We start from the raw sequence: 15,515 nt of genomic DNA, 5'->3' as shown, positions 1-15,515 counted from the left end.
AGCCGGGCCGCCACGTTCGCTGAAAGAACTCTGGATCACATGACACACCCCCGCACCTGACGTGGGGGCGGGGACTCGCGCCCCTACCGTAGAGGTCATGAACGGGGATGTGATGGGCGGCGGGGTGATCGTCGCGATCGCGGCCGCCCTGTGGCTGGCCTATCTCGTCCCGGTGTGGCTGCGCCGCCGCGAGTACCTGGCGACGGAGCGCAACGCCGTGCGACTGCAGCAGACCCTCCGCATCCTCGCCGAGACCAGCGAGCTGCCGGACGAGGTGCGCATGGAGGCGACCGCGCGCACGGTCGCGGAGCAGCAGCGGATCCTGCGCAAGGCCGAGCAGAAGACGCTCGCCGCCGCGCGCGCCGAGGCCGCGGCCCACGCGCGTCGCGAGCAGGCCCTGGCGGAGGAGCGGCGTCGCGCGGCCGAGGAGGCCGAACGCGCCGCCGCGGAGGCCATCGCCGTCGAGCGCGCCGCTCGCGCGGCGGCGGCCCAGCGGGCTCGCGCGCTGGCGACGGCCGCGGCGGCCGCGCCCCTCTCGCCCCAGCGGCGCCGGCGTCTGCGCCGGACCCGCGCCCTCTCGACCCTCGTGCTCGTCGCAGGCCTCGCCGGATTCGTCGCCGGGGCGGTTGAGCTCGTCGCCACCGGCGTCTGGCTGACCGCCGCTCTCTCCGCGGGTGTCGTCGCGCTCTCCGGCTGGATGCTGGCCCGCCTGGCGCGCCCGCAGCGTTCCGCCGTCGCCGCGCAGCCGATGGTGCGCACCTCGCAGGTGTCGCCGGAGCTCTACGACGACGCCCAGCACGACGTGCCGGTGCAGGAACGCCTCAAGCAGAGCTGGACCCCGCGCCCGCTGCCGAAGCCGCTTCACCTGTCGCCCGGGACCGTCGCGGCCGCGGCGATGGCGTCCGTGGACGCGGCCGCCGAGCTGCGCCGGGCGGCCGCGCGCGCGGAGTTCGAGCGGAAGGCGGCGGAGGTGACCGCGCCCGTCGCCTCGCCGGTGCCGCTCCGGCCGGTTGCCGTGGCCCCTGCGGTCGTTGCGGCGCCGACCGCCGCTGTCGCGACTGCTCCCGGTCCCGCCGCTCCCGCCGCTCCCAGCCTCTACGCCAGCATGGGTGTGCTCGACGAGGTGGACAGCGGCAGCATGGATCTGGACGCCGTCCTGCGACGCCGCCGGGCCGCCAGCTGAGACCGGCTCGATTTCGACTCGGCCGGTCGGGAGTGCTATTGTTTCTAAGCAGTTCCCCGGGGCTATGGCGCAGTTGGTAGCGCGCTTCGTTCGCATCGAAGAGGTCAGGAGTTCGAATCTCCTTAGCTCCACCAGGACTGGAAAGGCCGCCCGCATCGGGCGGCCTTTTCGCTTATCCGGCGCGGCTTCTCCGGGGCCCGCTCAGACGACGAGCAGCACCGCGAGGACCACCATCAGCACCGCGATCGCCCCGTCCAGGATCCGCCACGCGACCGGCTTCGCGAACACGGGCGCGGCGAAGCGGGCGCCGAAGCCGAGCATCCCGAACCAGAGCAGGCTGGCCGTCGCCGCACCCGCGCCGAACACCCAGCGCCCGGGGTCGCCGTGCGACGCCGAGAGCGAGCCGAGCAGGAGGACCGTGTCGAGGTACACATGCGGGTTCAGCCAGGTGATGGCCAGGCAGGTCCCGATCGCGGCCGCGAGCGATCCGGCGACCGCGCCGGACGTGCTGAGCGATTCCGGCTTGAGCGCGCGACGGGCGGCGAAGACCGCGTAACCGATGAGGAAGGCGAAACCCGCCCACCGGACGATCTCGAGGGCGAGAGGAGCGTGCTTCACGATCACGCCGATCCCGGCGACGCCCGCCGCGATCAGGAGGGCGTCGCTGAGGACGCAGATGATCACGATCGGCAGCACATGCTGCCGACGCAGACCCTGCCGGAGGACGAACGCGTTCTGCGCGCCGATGGCGATGATGAGGGAGGCGGCCGACCCCAGGCCGGTGAAGAAGGTCGCAAGCACTCCTCGACGCTACGGTCCGGCTTGGGATAAGTACAGCTCAGGATTCTGAAGGCACATTAGCATTGCTTCATGGTGACCAATCGCGAGCATCTGCGGACCCTCGCCGCGGTGGTCGACGCGGGCTCGTTCGAGAGCGCGGCCAACGCGCTGCACGTGACTCCGTCGGCCGTCAGCCAGCGCATCAAGGCGCTGGAGGAGCAGAGCGGGCGCGTGCTGGTCCGGCGCAGCAAGCCTGCGACCGTGACCGAGGCGGGCAGCGTCCTCCTGCGGCTCGCGCGTCAGCTGGCGTTGCTGGAGGCCGAGGCGGACGCCGCCCTCGCCGGCGGCCCGGGCCGGACGGCCATCCCGCTGGTGGTGAACGCCGACTCGCTCGCGACGTGGGTGCTGCCCGCTCTGGCCGGCGTGGACGGGGTCGCCTTCGAGGTCGTGCTCGACGACCAGGAGCACACGCTCGACCGTCTGCGCGACGGCACGGCCATGGCCGCGATCGGCTCCGACCCCGAGCCGGTGCAGGGATGCATAGCCCGCCCGCTCGGGTCGATGACCTACCGCGCGGTCGCGAACCCGGCATTCGTCGCGCGCTGGTGTTCCGGCGGCTGGACGCCCGAGGCTGCGGCCGACGCGCCCATGCTGGTGTTCGACCGCAAGGACGCCCTCCAGGACCGCTATCTCGCCGCCTTTGCGCCGGGGGCTCGGCCGCCGCGGCACTTCGTCCCCGCCTCCACCCAGTTCGTGGACGCTGCGGTGCTCGGCCTGGGCTGGGGCATGCTTCCGGATCTGCAGGCCGCCGATCTCGTCGCCGGCGGCTCGCTGGTGGTGTTGGATGACGAACGCGTCGCGCAGGTGCCCCTGTACTGGCACCAGTGGTCGCTGCGGTCGGCGGCGCTGGACGCGGTCGCGGCTGCGATCGAGGAGGAGGCGAGCCGGGTGCTCGGCGGCGCTACAGCGTCGCCAGCACCAGGTCGAGAGCGTCGACGAACCGGTCCGCGCTCTCCCGCGTGATGCAGAGCGGCGGCTTGATCTTGAGTACGTTCTTGTAATCGCCGGTCGGCTGCACGATGCAACCCTCGGCGAGCATCCGTTCGCACACCAGCTTCGCCTCGGCGGTCGCCGGAGCCAGCGTCTCCCGGTCGAGCACCAGCTCCATCCCGAGGTAGAGGCCCATGCCGTGGACGGCACCGACCAGCGGATGCCGGTCGCCGAGCGCCCGCAGCCGGGCGGCGAGGTGGTCGCCCACCTCTGCGGCGTTCTGCTGCAGCCGCTCGTCGCGCATGACGTCGAGCACGGTCAGGCCCACGACGGCCGACACCGGGCTGCCGCCCGCCGAGGAGAAGAAGCTGCCCTCCGCGGCGAACGACTCCGCGATCTCCCGGCGCGTGATGACCGCGCCGAGCGGCTGGCCGTTCCCCATGGCCTTGGCGACGGTGATGACGTCGGGCACCACGCCCTGCTGCTCGAAGCCCCAGAAGTAGTGCCCGAGCCGCCCGTACCCGACCTGCACCTCGTCGGCGATGCAGACGCCGCCGCGGGCGCGGATGCGCTCGTAGACGCCGGCCAGGTAGCCGTCGGGGAGCATGAGGCCGCCCGCGTTGCCGAACACCGGCTCCGCGATGTACCCCGCCACCTCGACGCCGGCGGCGTCCAGGGCGGCGAGGTCGGCGTCCAGATCGGCGAGGTACGCCGGGCCGGAATCGGGGCCGAGGTGCTTCCCGCGCAGCGAATTGGGTGCGGCCACGAGCTTCACCCAGTCGGGCCGCGTCTCGAGCGCTCGCGGGTTGTCGCCGAGCGAGGAGGACACGGCGTCCGACGCCATCGTCCAGCCGTGGTAGGCCTCGGTGACCGCGAGGATGGTCTTCCGGTTCGTGTGGATCTGCGCGAGCCGCAGCGCGAGGTCGACCGCCTCGCTGCCGCTGTTGACGAGGAACACCGTGTCGAGTCCGTCCGGGGCGATCTCGGCCAGACGCTCGGTGAACCGGGACAGCTCGTCGTAGTGGAACCGCGAATTCGTGTTGAGCCGCGCCCACTGGTCGCGCACCGCTTCGACCAGTCGCGGGTGCCCGTGGCCGATCTGGGTGACGTTGTTGACCATGTCGAGGTAGCTCTGACCGCGGGTGTCGACGAGGTGGTGGCGCCAGCCCCGCTCGATCAGCGGCGGATGCGCGAAGTAGTGCTCCTGCACCTCGGCGAAGGTGGCGTCACGCCGCGCCAGGGACGCCTCGGCGTCGGGCGCCTGCGCCGAGACGTCGAGACCGAACAGCGCCGACGGATCGGGCGATACCGCCGACCATGCGGCGAACGGCAGCGAGGGCGTCACGAAGGCTGGAGGCCGGTGACCGGTGACCGTGCTCAACTGCGCCGTCAGGCGGATCGCGGTGCCCAGGTGATCCCCGGCCTGGACAGTCGCCGTGGTGAGCGGCCGGGTCAGGCCGTCGAGCCAGAGCTCCAGGCCGTCGGCGCGGAGCAGCCACGAGCCCTCCGCGAGCAGCAGCTCTCCGGCGAAGGGGGCGACGACGCCGAGCCCTTCGGGGGCGGCGACGGTCACCCCGAGTGCGATCGTCGCGGACGGGGTGGAGCGGTCGGGCTGCGCCCGCGTGAGCCGCGCCTCGCCGTAGCGGGTGACCGCGTGGCCGTGCTCACGCTGGACGCGGTCGAGCACCGCCTCCTCCGCATCGGCCCGAAGCCAGGCGCCCGCATCGAGGTCGCGGGCGGTCACGGAGAGGTCGACCAGTTGCTCGGGCGTCGAGTCCACCGCGAGCAGGCGACCGATCGCGGTCTCTTCCTGGGTGGCGCCGAGCAGTCGGGCGCGGATCAGCGTCTCGACCTCGTCCGCCTCCAGGCGTCGCGCGACGTCGAACGCCACCCACTCGTGCGCGCGGTTCTCAGCGGCATAGACGTTGTCGGCCTCCAGCGCGACCTGCTGTTCGCCGCTGACGACGAGCACGGCCCCGCGGAGCACGACCAGCGGCCACAGGGCGGCGAGATCGGCGTCGTCGAGCGGCGCCTCGGCGTGGAAAGCCTCCACAACGTCCAGCACCGCCAGCGGCTCGTCCGGAACGTGGTGGAGGGCGCTCGTCACCGTCGCCGCCAGCTCGGCTACGAGCCAGCCGTCGGACACGTCGCCGAAGTCGATGACGCCCGGGCCGCCCTCGCCGAGGACGATGTTGTCGTCCGTCACGTCGCCGTGCACGGCCTGCACACGGAGGCGCGAGCGCAGCGGTTCGAGACGGGCGAGCGCCGCATCCGTCGCGTCGCGGACGACCGCGCGCTTCGCGGGCTGCTCGACGTGCTCCAGCAGGAGGTCGACGACCTCGCCGCCGATGCGCGCGTCCCACTGCGTGGTGCGATCGAGTCCGGGATGCCGCAGCTCGGCAAGGCCTCCGGCGACGCGGCCGGCGAGCGTGCCCAGCGTGCGGAGCTGGTCGGGGGTCGGACGCCCCACGTCGGTGAGCGGCTCGCCGTCGAGGTAGCGGAGGACCCGGGCGAGCAGCGTCACGCCCTGCACATCGACCTCGACCAGCTCGTCGCCGTCGACGGATTCGACGACGGATGGGATGCGGACCCCTGAGCCGTCGAGCACGGCCAGCGCGGCGTTCTGGGCCCGCAGCTCGTCCGCCGAGAACACCGGATTGGCCAGCTTCAGCACGAAGCGCTCGGAGCCGGTGTCGATGCGGAAGTTGCGGTCCTGGTTGCTGCCCAGCTCGGCGATGCGGCCCTCCAGCCGGAAGTGCTCTGCGGCGATCCGCGCGGCGTCGTCCAGGGTCGCGTCCGGGCGCGGGAGGGCGGGCTGGGTGAGGAAGTCGAAGTTCGGCAACGGGGGCTCCAGGGCTCGGGTGGCTGCTGATCGTCAGTCTATTGAGGAGCCATGGACACGGTGTCGACCCGATACGGAATCTGTGGACGAACTGCCGCTTGTGGACTACGCTCTGAATCGCGCACGTTCTCGATAACGGTCAGTATCGACACGGGTTCCGCCCAGCCAACGCTCGGGCGGCCCTGCGTACTCTGAGGGGGTGAAGCCCTGGAGGACCGCGCTCGTCGCATTCGTCATCGACGCGGCCCTCGTGACCCTCTTCGTCCTGATCGGACGTCGCAGCCACGGCGAGGCGAACTCTGCAGCCGGCATCCTCGACACGCTCTGGCCGTTCCTGGTCGGTCTGCTCGCCGGTTGGCTGGTCACCTGGGCGTGGCGCCGACCGCTGGCGATCGTCTGGCCGGGCGTCCCGATCTGGCTGATGACGGTCGCGGTGGGGATGCTGATCCGCACCTCGGCGGGCCAGGGCGTGCAGCCGTCGTTCATCGCGGTGGCCGCCGTCGTGCTCGGGGTGTTCCTCGTCGGCTGGCGTCTCGTGGCCCTGCCCTTCGCGCGCCGCCGCTCCCGGCTGGCCCGCGAGGACCGCCGGGCGCAGCAGGCCCAGCTGCGCGCGTAGCGCAAGCCCGGACCGACCTCACCCCACGATGTGCAGTTCGCGGCTGGAGTTGTTCAGCCGGTGCGCGCCGTCCTCCGCCGCGACCACGATGTCCTCGATCCGCACCCCGAATCGCCCGGGCAGATAGATGCCGGGCTCGATCGAGAAGCACATCCCGGCCTCGATCGGCTGCTCCTCTCCCTCCACCATGTAGGGCGGCTCGTGCGTGGTGACGCCGATGCCATGCCCGACCCGGTGGATGAAGAACTCGCCGTACCCGGCGTCCCGGATGACGGCTCGCGCGGCCCGGTCGACCTCCTGGCACGGGACGCCGACGGCGACCGCCTCGAAGGCGGCCTGCTGCGCGTGGCGGACGACCTCGAAGACCTCGTGCTCCTCGTCGGTGGGTTCGCCGACGTGCACCGAGCGCGTCGTGTCGGAGCCGTAACCGTCTTGCAGGCCGCCGAAGTCGAGCACCACCATGTCGCCCTCGGCGATCAGCCGTTCGCCCGGCTCGTGATGCGGGTCGGCGCCGTTGGGGCCAGAGGCCACGATCGTGAAGTCGACCTGCGAGTGCCCGTGCTCGCGGAGCAGCCGGTCGAGGTCGGCGGCGACCTGAACCTCGGTGCGACCCGCGAACGGCACCTGCAGGATGTCCTCGAACGTCGCGTCGGCGGCGGCGCCCGCTGCTGCGAGCCGATCGACCTCGTCGGCCGTCTTGACGGCTCGGAGCAGCGGCAGCGCGTGCGAGATCGCCTCGAAGCGGGCTCCGGGCAGCTTCTGCTGCAGGCCGAGCAGGTGCATCGCCCAGGTGGCGTCGGAGATGGCGTAGCGGCCGTCCGATCGCAGCAGCCCGGCGGCGGGGACGTACTCGTCCTCGCCGTCCGCCCAGTCGATCAGCCGCAACGCCCCCGCGGCCCGGGTCTGTGCGGCACCGCCGTGCTCGAGCGCGGGGACCAGCATCGACGGCTCGCCCTCGGCGGGGATCACCAGCAGCGTGATGCGCTCGGTCGTCGCGACCGGAAGGTAGTCGGCGAAGTACGCAAGGTCGGGCCCGGGGGCCACGATCAGCCCGTCGAAACCGGCGCGGGCCGCCTGCCGCGCGCCCCGCTCCAGTCGCTCCGCGAAGTGCTTCGCCGTGATCTGCTGCATGTCTTCTCCCGCTCTACTCGTCGACCGGCCCGAGCCAGGCCGTCGCGACGGTGTTGTGCGCCGACTCCGCGTCAGACGGATGGAAGATCCCGGCCAGCACGTCGCGGTACAGCCGGCCGAGCTCGTTCCCGGAGAAGAACGTGGAGCCGCCCGACACCCGGATCGCCTGGTCGACCACGTGCCGCGCGGTCTCGGTCGCGCGGATCTTCAGCCCGACGAGCTTCGGGAACCACAGCCGGCCGTGATCCGCGAGCGTGTCGACGTCGCGGGCGAGCGCATCCAGCTGGGGGAGGAGCGCATCCTGCTCGATCGCGGCCTCGGCCACGCGCCAGCGGATGTCGGGATCGTTCGCGTAGCTGCGCCCGTCGTTCTTGAGACTCGTCCGCCGGTGGGCCGCCGCGACCGCCAGGTCGAGCGCCCGCGCGCCGATGCCCGTGTAGACCGAGGCCAGCAGGATCTCGAAGTTCGCGAAGATCGCGAATACCAGCGGATCGGGGTTGGGGCCCGGGTCCAGCCTCCGGACGATCCTGTCGGCGGGGGACCGGGCGCCGTCGAGCACGGTCGTATTGCTTTGCGTGGCCCGCATCCCGAGGGTGTCCCAGTCCTCGCGGATCTCGAACCCGCCGCCGGTGCGGTCCACGAACCCGTAGACGACCTTCGGTGCGTCGGCGCTCGTCGTATCGAGACCCATCGTGCCGAGTCGCGTCCAGGCCGGGGACAGGGAGGTGAAGATCTTGCGCCCGTGGAACGTGTACGAGCCGTCGGGCCGGGGCCGTGCCTCCGTCGTGGATCCGAACAGCACGAGGTCGTTGCCTGCCTCGCTCAGCCCGAACGCGAAAACCTCTCCGGCGCCCGCCTCGCGCAGCACGAACTCCAGCGAGTCGTCTCCGCGGTCGCGGAGTGTCTTGGCGATGCCCGTCCACACCAGGTGCATGTTGACGGCCAATGCGGTGGCCGGGGCTGCGCCGGCGAGCCGCACCTGCAGGCGCGCCGTCTGCTCCAGGCTCATCCCGAGCCCGCCGAACTCCGTCGGTACGAGCGCGCGCAGGTATCCCGCATCGGAGAGCTCGGCGAAGTCTTCGGTGAAGAAGCGGTTCTCTCGGTCGTAGGCGTCGGCGCGGCCGCGGATGCGCTCCAGCAGCTCGTCGGACAGGGGGTCGGTGGTGTCGTGCTCGGTCACGCTCCTCACACTAGAGCGAGCGTGACCGGGCGCGGCAGAGGTCCCGGAATCTGTGGAGAACGGCACAGAACGGGACCCTGTGGATCACTGGGCGGTGTAGCCGCCGTCGACCAGGTGGTAGCTGCCGGTGATGAAGCTGGCGGCATCGGAGGCGAGGAAGGCGACAAGAGAGGCGACCTCCTCCGGCTCGCCCAGGCGGCCGAGGGCGTGCTTGCCCTCGAGGAACGCGAGCGCGTCCGCATCCAGGTTCGACGCCACGAGCGGGGTGCGGATGAAGCCCGGCCCCACGGCGACAACACGGACGTTCTTGCCCGCGTACTCCAGCGCCGCATTCTGCGTCAGGCCGAGCAGGGCGTGCTTGGCGGTGACGTATGCGGACGAGTTGGCGAAGCCGACGCTGCCGAGGATGGACGCCATGTTGACGATCGCGCCGCCGCCGTTCGCGCCGATCGCGTCGAGCTGGGCCTGCATCCCGTAGAAGACGGCATTGAGGTTGACCTCGATGACCTTGCGCCACGAGTCGAGCGGGTAGTCGCCGACGGGAGCCGCCGCTCCGCCGATGCCGGCGTTGTTGACGGCGATGCGCAGTGGGGCCAGCTCATTGGCGGCCGCGACGCTGGCGTCGGCGAAGGCCGGGTCGGTCACATCACCGGCGAGCGCCCGCGCGGTGCCGCCGGCGGCCTGGATCTCGGCCACGACAGCTGTGGCGTGCTCCTCGTTCAGGTCGGTGACGAGAACGGCCGCCCCGCTCGCCGCGAGGGTCAGGGCGATGGCGCGCCCGATGCCCGAGCCGCCTCCGGTCACGATCGCGGACCGTCCGGCGACGTCGTACTGAGCCATGGGAAATCTCCTTTCGTTATCCGACACATGTCGGATAACTCCATTGTACGATCGTCCGGTGGACGCCCGCCAGCAGAAGACCTACGCCCGCCTCCGCGAGGCGGTGCTCGACCTGGCCACCCGAGGACCGGTGGGCGACGTCACGGTCTCGGCGCTCGCCGCTGCCGCCGACGTGCACCGGTCGACCGTGTACGAGTACGCGACATCGCCGGCCGATCTGCTGCAACGCGTCCTCCGGTCCGAGCTGGATGAGCTGCGCGCCCAGTACCTCGTCGACGTCGAGCCGTCGGACGCGGCGGGCGCGGTCATCGGGGTGACGCGCGCGGTGCTGAGTCACGTCGACCGCCACGACGCGATCTACCGGCGCGGGCTCGGTGCGGAGAGCGGTTCGGCCAGCCTCCACGCGATGCTCAGCGAGCACTTCCAGGGGTCGGTCGATCTGCTCCTGGAGCAGCACTCCCTCGTCGTGCCCGCCGAGGACGACACGGACCGGCGCGCCATCGCCCGCTGGCTCGCGGACGGGACCATCGGCGCCATCGACGTCTGGCTGACGCGACCGCGGCCGCGGGATGTGGACGCGTTCCTCGCGCTGGTCGGCCGGCTCACCCCGGCGTGGTGGCCGGGCGCCTGAGTCCTCAGGCCGGCCGCGCCGCGGCCCGCGCCTCGCCGGCGCGGGGCTCCATCCGCGCCACGGCCGCGAGGTACGCGTCGCCGTCGAAGTCGGCGAACAACACGGTCTGCACGACGTAGCCCTGCACGAGCCCGACGTAGAGGGATGCGTCGGCGTCGCCCGCGGCCCGGGCGGCCGCCTCGTCCATCCCGCGATGCCGGTGGTACCACTCGGTGAGGTAGTCGGCGAACATCGTCCGGATGCGCCCGCCGATGCTCGTGGTGAGGCGGGAGAGGGCGGGATTGATGGGCACCTGGCCCCACACCTGGAGGAGGAGCTGGAGGTCGCCGATCTGGTCGCGGAGGCCGTGCACCAGGAGGGCCACGAGTTCGGCGGGGGAGGGCTGGGGGTCGCGGGTGCGCGCCTGGGCGAGGTCGAGGAAGCGGGCGTCGAGCACTTCGGTGACCGCGAGCTCGACCAGCTCCTCCTTGCTCTTGTAGTGCCCGTAGATCGCGCCGGCGGACAGTCCGGACTCGGCGATGATGTCCGCCATCGACGTCTGCTGGAAGCCGGAGCGCGCGAAGCAGCGCAGCGCCGCCTCGGCGATCTGCCGACGACGGGCCGCGCGGTGCTCCTCCGTGACCTTGGGCATGCGGCCTCCTCGCGTTCAAAAAGAATGAACGTTCTTGACAATACCGGATGGGCGCCTCACTATAAAGAACGAGCATTCGTTTTCGGAGGACATCATGAGCGCAACACTGACCCGCCCGCCGCAGGACGCCCTGTCCGCGGCCACCCCGACACAGCCGCCGCACACGCCGTGGCTGCGCTCGGTGCTCCTCGCGATCGGCGCGGCCGCCGTGGTGGTCGTCGTTCTGCTCGCGTTCCTCTGGCCGACGATCACCTCCTCGGTGAAGGACCTGCCGATCGCCATCGCCGGGGACAGCACCGCCGTCTCCGCGGTCGAGAAGCAGCTCGACACCGCTGCGGACGGCGCCTTCGACCCGACGACGGTCGCGACCCGGCAGGAGGCGGTCGACCTCATCCGCGCCCGCGACGTCTACGGGGCCATCGTGCTCGGCGACCAGCCGGAGGTGCTGACCGCCTCGGCGAACGGCGCCGCCGTCAGCCAGATCCTCGGCCAGGTGGCGACGCGCATCCAGGCGTCGGCGCAGCAGCAGGCGGACGCGGCCGTACAGCAGGCCATCGCTGCGGGACGAGCGCCCGCCGGCACACAGGCGTCCACCATCACCGTGAAGGTGACGGACGTCGTCCCGCTCGCGTCCACCGATTCGCGCGGTCTCGGACTGACCGCGTCCGCGTTCCCGCTGGTCCTCGGCGGGATGCTCGGCGGCGTGCTCATCTCCCTGCTCGTCGCCGGGAGCTGGCGGCGGCTGACCGCCGTCGCGGTGTACGCCGTCACCGTCGGGCTCGCCGTGACCGGGATCCTGCAGGGCTGGTTCGGCATCCTCCAGGGCGGCTTCTGGGTGAACGCGCTCGCGGTCTCCCTGTCGATGTTCGCGACGGCATCCTTCATCGTCGGGATGAATGCGCTGCTCGGCCGCGTCGGCATCGCCGTCGGCGCGGTGCTGACCGTGCTCGTCGGCAACCCGCTGTCGTCCGCGGCCCAGCCGCTGCAGTTCCTCGTGGGTCCGTGGGGCGAGATCGGGCAGTGGTTCGTGCCGGGCGCGTCGGTCACCCTGCTGCGGGATCTCTCCTACTTCCCGGACGCGGACGCGACCTTCCCCTGGCTGGTGCTCTCGGGCTGGGCCGCCGCGGGCGTCGCGGCGATGCTCGCCGGCCACTTCCGCAACCAGGAGGTGACCGAGGCCGCCGCCTGATGTGCGCCGGCCGACGACGGACCGGCGGGCCGCGGGCCCGCCGGTACTGCGGTCTCCGCGCAGCGCCTACGCTGGCGGTATGGAACAGCGCATCCTCGGTGGGACCGGACGGGAGGTGTCGGTCGTCGGACTCGGCACCTGGCAGCTCGGAGCGGACTGGGGCGACGTCTCCGAAGACGACGCCCTCGCCGTGCTCGAGGCGGCCGCGGAGTCGGGGGTCACCTTCTTCGACACGGCGGACGTCTACGGGGATGGGCGCAGCGAGCAGATCATCGGGCGGTTCGTCACCGAGCATCCCGAGCTGCCGCTGACGGTCGCGACCAAGATGGGACGCCGGGAGGCGCAGGACCCGGCCAACTTCACGCTCGCGAAGTTCCGCGAATGGACGGACCGCTCCCGCCGCAACCTCGGCGTCGACCGGCTCGACATCGTGCAGCTGCACTGCCCGCCGACTCCCGTGTTCTCGACGGAGGCCGTCTACGATGCGCTCGACAGGCTGGTCGAGGACGGCGCGATCGAGAACTACGGCGTCAGTGTCGAGACCGTGGACGAGGCGCTCGCCGCCATCGCGCACCCCGGCACGGCGACGGTGCAGATCATCCTGAACGCGTTCCGCCTCAAGCCGCTCGACCGCGTGCTGCCCGCCGCCCGCGAGGCCGGGGTCGGGATCATCGCCCGCGTGCCGCTCGCCTCGGGGCTGCTGAGCGGCCGGTACACCGAGCAGACGACGTTCTCGGCGGACGACCACCGGAACTACAACCGGGACGGCTCGGCGTTCGACGTGGGGGAGACCTTCTCGGGCGTGGACTACGAGGAGGGCGTGCAGGCGGCGCGCGAGTTCGCGGCCCTCGCCCCGGAGGGCGTCACGCCGGCGCAGGCGGCGATCGCGTGGATCGTCGCGCAGGACGGCGTCACCACCGTCATCCCCGGCGCGCGCTCGCCGGAGCAGGCGCGCGCGAACGCGGCCGCGGGGTCGGTATCCCTCCCCGCCGACTTCGACCCCGCCGTCCACCGCATCTACGACACCCACTTCCGCGCCGCCATCCACCCCCGCTGGTAGCCCCCGGCCACAATCGCCGAAGTGCAGCTCCTTGCGCACTTTCGCGGCGTGGCGACCGCAACTACCTCCCCCTCGGCAGTCATCGGCGGATGCGGAGCAGGTGGCGGAGGCGGGCGACGAGCTCGTCGGGCGCCCGGATGCCCGATGCAGTGACGCGGACCATCCGCCAGCCCAGGTCCTCGACCCGTTCACGGCGCCGGATGTCCCGCTGCCACACCTCTCGATCGACGCGGTGTACGTCGCCCTCGTATTCGAGGGCGACGCGAGCCTCGACGTAAGCGAAGTCGACGCGCGCGACGAAGCCGCCGTGGGTGTCGAGGATGGTGTGGTTCAGCCGCGGCTCGGGGAATTCGTAAGCAGCGAGCAGCATGCGCAGGCGTGTCTCGCCCGGCGACTCCGAACCCCTCCGCACGTGCTCGAGCGCCACACGCGCGCGACCGACTCCACGCCGTCCCGCAGACCTGGAGATGGCCGCGGCGAGCCTCGCCCGATCGGAGAGCGGATGGGCGCCGCCCACCAGGAAGTCGCCTGCGATGACGAGCGCCGAGGTGCCGAGTATCCCGGCGAGGTCCAACCACGTCTGCTCGGGGGTCGTGACCGGGAAGCCGTCGACGGTTCGCACCTCCCACCGCGATAGCTTGTGGCCGACGAAGCCCTCGATCTGAGGTGCCCTGCATGGATCGGGAACGCTGACGTGGATGTCGGCTGGAAGCTCCTGCGGCAGGGGCGCGCCGTAGAGGATCGCAGCGGTGGTGTGGCTGAACGCGAAGTCGACGCGTCGGTGAAGGGCGTACGCGCGCAGGCGGTCGGCCAGCCCGACGTGGGACCCGACCAGCCGGATCCCGCGGATGGGGCGGGTGAGGTCGCCTGATCGCAGCCGGTGTGCGCTCACTCCGGCGGCGAGGGCCGACTCCACGCGGAACGGTCGTCGGTCGAGGTGGGAGGATTCCATCCACGCACCCTGCCACTCCCGCGCTGACGCGCCCCGACTTATCCACAGGCGCCCCCGCGAAGGGCAGCTAGTTGCGGTCGACACGCCGCTGAAGTGCACAACTAGCTGCACTTCGGCGCGGGAGGGGAGGGGGTTAGGAGGGCTGGACGGGGACGGGCTCGGTGTCGGGGATGGGGGAGGCGTCGCGGCCGCGCAGGTCGGGGTGGATGCGGTGGGCGAGCGCCGGGACGACGAAGCCGACCAGCGCGAACGCGCCGGCGACCCAGAACGCGCCGACGGGGCCGGTGCCGTCGATGAGGAAGCCGGCGAGGGCGGAGCCGAGGGCGGCGCCGATGAGCTGGCCGGTGCCGACCCAGCCGTAGGCCTCGGCGGTGTCGGAGAACTTGACGCTCGCGGACACGATCGCGAACAGCACCGCGAGGGCGGGGGCGATGCCGAGTCCGGCGATGAGCAGCGTGATCGAGAGGCCCCACCACGACCAGAGCATGAAGGTCGAGAGGACGATGCCGACGAAGACGATCAGCATGCGGCGCGCAGTCGCCCACGGACCGATCGGCACGTGCCCGAAGGCGAGGCCGCCGACCAGCGAGCCGAGCGACCAGATCGCGAGCACGATGCCGGCGAGCGGCGACCCCTCGCCGAAGGTGGCGACGACGCCCGCCTCGACGGCCGAGCACGAGCCGATGAGCAGGAAGCCGACGACCGTCGCGAGCAGCACGGGAGGACGCGCCAGCACCGTCCCGAACCGCCGCTTGCTGCGCGGGATGCGCACCCGCCCCACCTCGGGCGAGGCGATGAACCAGAACCCGCCCGCGAGCATGATGGCGACCGACATCAGGATGCCCTCGACCGTGCCGATCTGGGTCGAGACGAAGGTGATCGCGACGGGGCCGGCGATCCAGATGATCTCCTGCGCGGACGCGTCGAGCGAGAACAGCGGGGTGAGCTGCCGCGAGTTGACCATCTTCGGGTAGATCGTGCGGACCGCGGGCTGGATGGGCGGCATGCAGAGACCGGCGAAGAACGCGACCGCCATGGTCAGCGGGATCGGCATGACGAACAGGCCGATCGCGGCGACGGCCGCGGAACAGAGGAGGAGGGTCGTCCAGAGCACGACGCGCATCCCGAGGACGCCCATCAGCCGGCTCGTCATCGGGCCGGCGATCGCCTGCCCGATGCTCATCGCGCCGAGGACGAGACCCGCCGCGCCGTAGGAGTCGTGGACGTGCTCGATGTGGAGCAGGAATGCCAGCGACAGCATGCCGAACGGGAAGCGCGCGGTGAGCTGAGCCGCGATGATGCGGGCGACGCCCGGCGTCTTCAGAAGGCTGGAATAGCTGCTCACAACGGTCAACACTATCGGTCCGGAAAGGCGCGTCCAGGGGTTCCCACAGCGGCGGCGTGCCCCCTTCGCGGGGTGTGGAAACTGTGCATAAGTTGTCCCCACCTGTGGACGACACGCCCACTAGATGTGGGGGGATGGAAATGTC

14 protein-coding genes and 1 tRNA gene are annotated in these 15,515 nt (G+C 71.7%); 7 read left to right on the top strand and 8 right to left on the bottom strand.

Annotated elements, in window-relative coordinates; all coding sequences use genetic code 11:
- Window positions 1–97: 97 nt before the first annotated feature.
- Window positions 98–1,183, top strand: a complete 1,086-nt coding sequence (locus AB0P25_RS02030; protein WP_363805101.1) for a hypothetical protein — start codon at window positions 98–100, stop codon at window positions 1,181–1,183.
- Between the two features lie 58 nt (window positions 1,184–1,241).
- A tRNA-Ala gene (locus tag AB0P25_RS02025) sits at window positions 1,242–1,317 on the top strand.
- A 67-nt stretch (window positions 1,318–1,384) separates the two neighbouring features.
- Here AB0P25_RS02025 and AB0P25_RS02020 read toward each other — a convergent pair.
- A complete protein-coding gene (locus AB0P25_RS02020; RefSeq protein ID WP_363805100.1) occupies window positions 1,385–1,984 on the bottom strand; it encodes a LysE/ArgO family amino acid transporter in 600 nt (199 codons plus the stop codon).
- Between the two features lie 72 nt (window positions 1,985–2,056).
- On the opposite strand from AB0P25_RS02020, the gene AB0P25_RS02015 reads away from it, so the two are divergent.
- Window positions 2,057–2,986 (top strand): LysR family transcriptional regulator ArgP, encoded by a 930-nt coding sequence (locus AB0P25_RS02015; protein WP_363806222.1) that lies wholly within the window; start codon window positions 2,057–2,059, stop codon window positions 2,984–2,986.
- Here AB0P25_RS02015 and AB0P25_RS02010 read toward each other — a convergent pair.
- Entirely contained in the window at window positions 2,925–5,795 is a 2,871-nt protein-coding gene (locus AB0P25_RS02010; RefSeq protein ID WP_363805099.1) for an aminotransferase, read from the bottom strand. The genes AB0P25_RS02015 and AB0P25_RS02010 overlap by 62 nt on opposite strands.
- 199 nt (window positions 5,796–5,994) lie before the next feature.
- Between AB0P25_RS02010 and AB0P25_RS02005 the strand changes: the two genes are divergently transcribed.
- Complete coding sequence (locus tag AB0P25_RS02005) at window positions 5,995–6,411, top strand: DUF3054 domain-containing protein (protein ID WP_363805098.1); 417 nt, start codon at window positions 5,995–5,997, stop codon at window positions 6,409–6,411.
- An 18-nt stretch (window positions 6,412–6,429) separates the two neighbouring features.
- Here AB0P25_RS02005 and AB0P25_RS02000 read toward each other — a convergent pair whose 3' ends face one another.
- The 3 genes from AB0P25_RS02000 to AB0P25_RS01990 all read right to left on the bottom strand — a co-directional run bounded on the left by AB0P25_RS02000 (window position 6,430) and on the right by AB0P25_RS01990 (window position 9,562).
- Window positions 6,430–7,542 (bottom strand): aminopeptidase P family protein, encoded by a 1,113-nt coding sequence (locus tag AB0P25_RS02000; protein ID WP_363805097.1) that lies wholly within the window; start codon window positions 7,540–7,542, stop codon window positions 6,430–6,432.
- Between the two features lie 13 nt (window positions 7,543–7,555).
- The gene (locus AB0P25_RS01995) at window positions 7,556–8,722 is read right to left on the bottom strand and encodes an acyl-CoA dehydrogenase family protein (protein ID WP_363805096.1); all 1,167 of its coding nucleotides are present in this window, start codon (window positions 8,720–8,722) and stop codon (window positions 7,556–7,558) included.
- 84 nt (window positions 8,723–8,806) lie between these two features.
- Window positions 8,807–9,562, bottom strand: a complete 756-nt coding sequence (locus tag AB0P25_RS01990; RefSeq protein WP_363805095.1) for an SDR family NAD(P)-dependent oxidoreductase — start codon at window positions 9,560–9,562, stop codon at window positions 8,807–8,809.
- Window positions 9,563–9,620: 58 nt separating this feature from the next.
- Here AB0P25_RS01990 and AB0P25_RS01985 point away from each other — a divergent pair, with 58 nt between their 5' ends.
- Window positions 9,621–10,193: a TetR/AcrR family transcriptional regulator gene (locus tag AB0P25_RS01985; protein WP_363805094.1), complete on the top strand. Its 573-nt coding sequence runs from the start codon at window positions 9,621–9,623 to the stop codon at window positions 10,191–10,193.
- A 4-nt stretch (window positions 10,194–10,197) separates the two neighbouring features.
- Here the strand turns inward: AB0P25_RS01985 and AB0P25_RS01980 are convergent, their stop codons facing one another.
- A complete protein-coding gene (locus AB0P25_RS01980; protein WP_363805093.1) occupies window positions 10,198–10,824 on the bottom strand; it encodes a TetR/AcrR family transcriptional regulator in 627 nt (208 codons plus the stop codon).
- A gap of 94 nt (window positions 10,825–10,918) precedes the next feature.
- Between AB0P25_RS01980 and AB0P25_RS01975 the strand changes: the two genes are divergently transcribed.
- The gene (locus AB0P25_RS01975) at window positions 10,919–12,013 is read left to right on the top strand and encodes an ABC transporter permease (protein ID WP_363805092.1); all 1,095 of its coding nucleotides are present in this window, start codon (window positions 10,919–10,921) and stop codon (window positions 12,011–12,013) included.
- Window positions 12,014–12,092: 79 nt separating this feature from the next.
- A complete protein-coding gene (locus AB0P25_RS01970; RefSeq protein WP_363805091.1) occupies window positions 12,093–13,073 on the top strand; it encodes an aldo/keto reductase in 981 nt (326 codons plus the stop codon).
- 79 nt (window positions 13,074–13,152) lie between these two features.
- On the opposite strand, the gene AB0P25_RS01965 is transcribed toward AB0P25_RS01970, so the two are convergent.
- Both AB0P25_RS01965 and AB0P25_RS01960 read right to left on the bottom strand, forming a co-directional pair.
- Window positions 13,153–14,025, bottom strand: coding sequence for a hypothetical protein (locus AB0P25_RS01965; protein ID WP_363805090.1), 873 nt, complete (start codon window positions 14,023–14,025; stop codon window positions 13,153–13,155).
- Between the two features lie 133 nt (window positions 14,026–14,158).
- Window positions 14,159–15,370: an MFS transporter gene (locus tag AB0P25_RS01960; protein WP_363805089.1), complete on the bottom strand. Its 1,212-nt coding sequence runs from the start codon at window positions 15,368–15,370 to the stop codon at window positions 14,159–14,161.
- Window positions 15,371–15,515 lie beyond the last annotated feature (145 nt).

The organism is Leifsonia sp. NPDC077715 (genome assembly GCF_040686855.1).
Taxonomy (GTDB): domain Bacteria; phylum Actinomycetota; class Actinomycetes; order Actinomycetales; family Microbacteriaceae; genus Leifsonia.
The sequence above is the reverse complement of the archived record's forward strand: the minus strand, read 5'-3'. Positions and strand labels throughout refer to the sequence as shown.

Bases quoted from the DNA above. Each gene is read 5' to 3' on its own strand.
- AB0P25_RS01975 (WP_363805092.1), top strand. From the start codon at position 10,919: ATGAGCGCAACACTGACCCGCCCGCCGCAGGACGCCCTGTCCGCGGCC.
- AB0P25_RS02030 (WP_363805101.1), top strand. From the start codon at position 98: ATGAACGGGGATGTGATGGGCGGCGGGGTGATCGTCGCGATCGCGGCC.
- AB0P25_RS01990 (WP_363805095.1), bottom strand. From the start codon at position 9,562: ATGGCTCAGTACGACGTCGCCGGACGGTCCGCGATCGTGACCGGAGGC.
- AB0P25_RS01980 (WP_363805093.1), bottom strand. From the start codon at position 10,824: ATGCCCAAGGTCACGGAGGAGCACCGCGCGGCCCGTCGTCGGCAGATC.
- AB0P25_RS01970 (WP_363805091.1), top strand. From the start codon at position 12,093: ATGGAACAGCGCATCCTCGGTGGGACCGGACGGGAGGTGTCGGTCGTC.
- AB0P25_RS02000 (WP_363805097.1), bottom strand. From the start codon at position 7,542: ATGCAGCAGATCACGGCGAAGCACTTCGCGGAGCGACTGGAGCGGGGC.
- AB0P25_RS01965 (WP_363805090.1), bottom strand. From the start codon at position 14,025: ATGGAATCCTCCCACCTCGACCGACGACCGTTCCGCGTGGAGTCGGCC.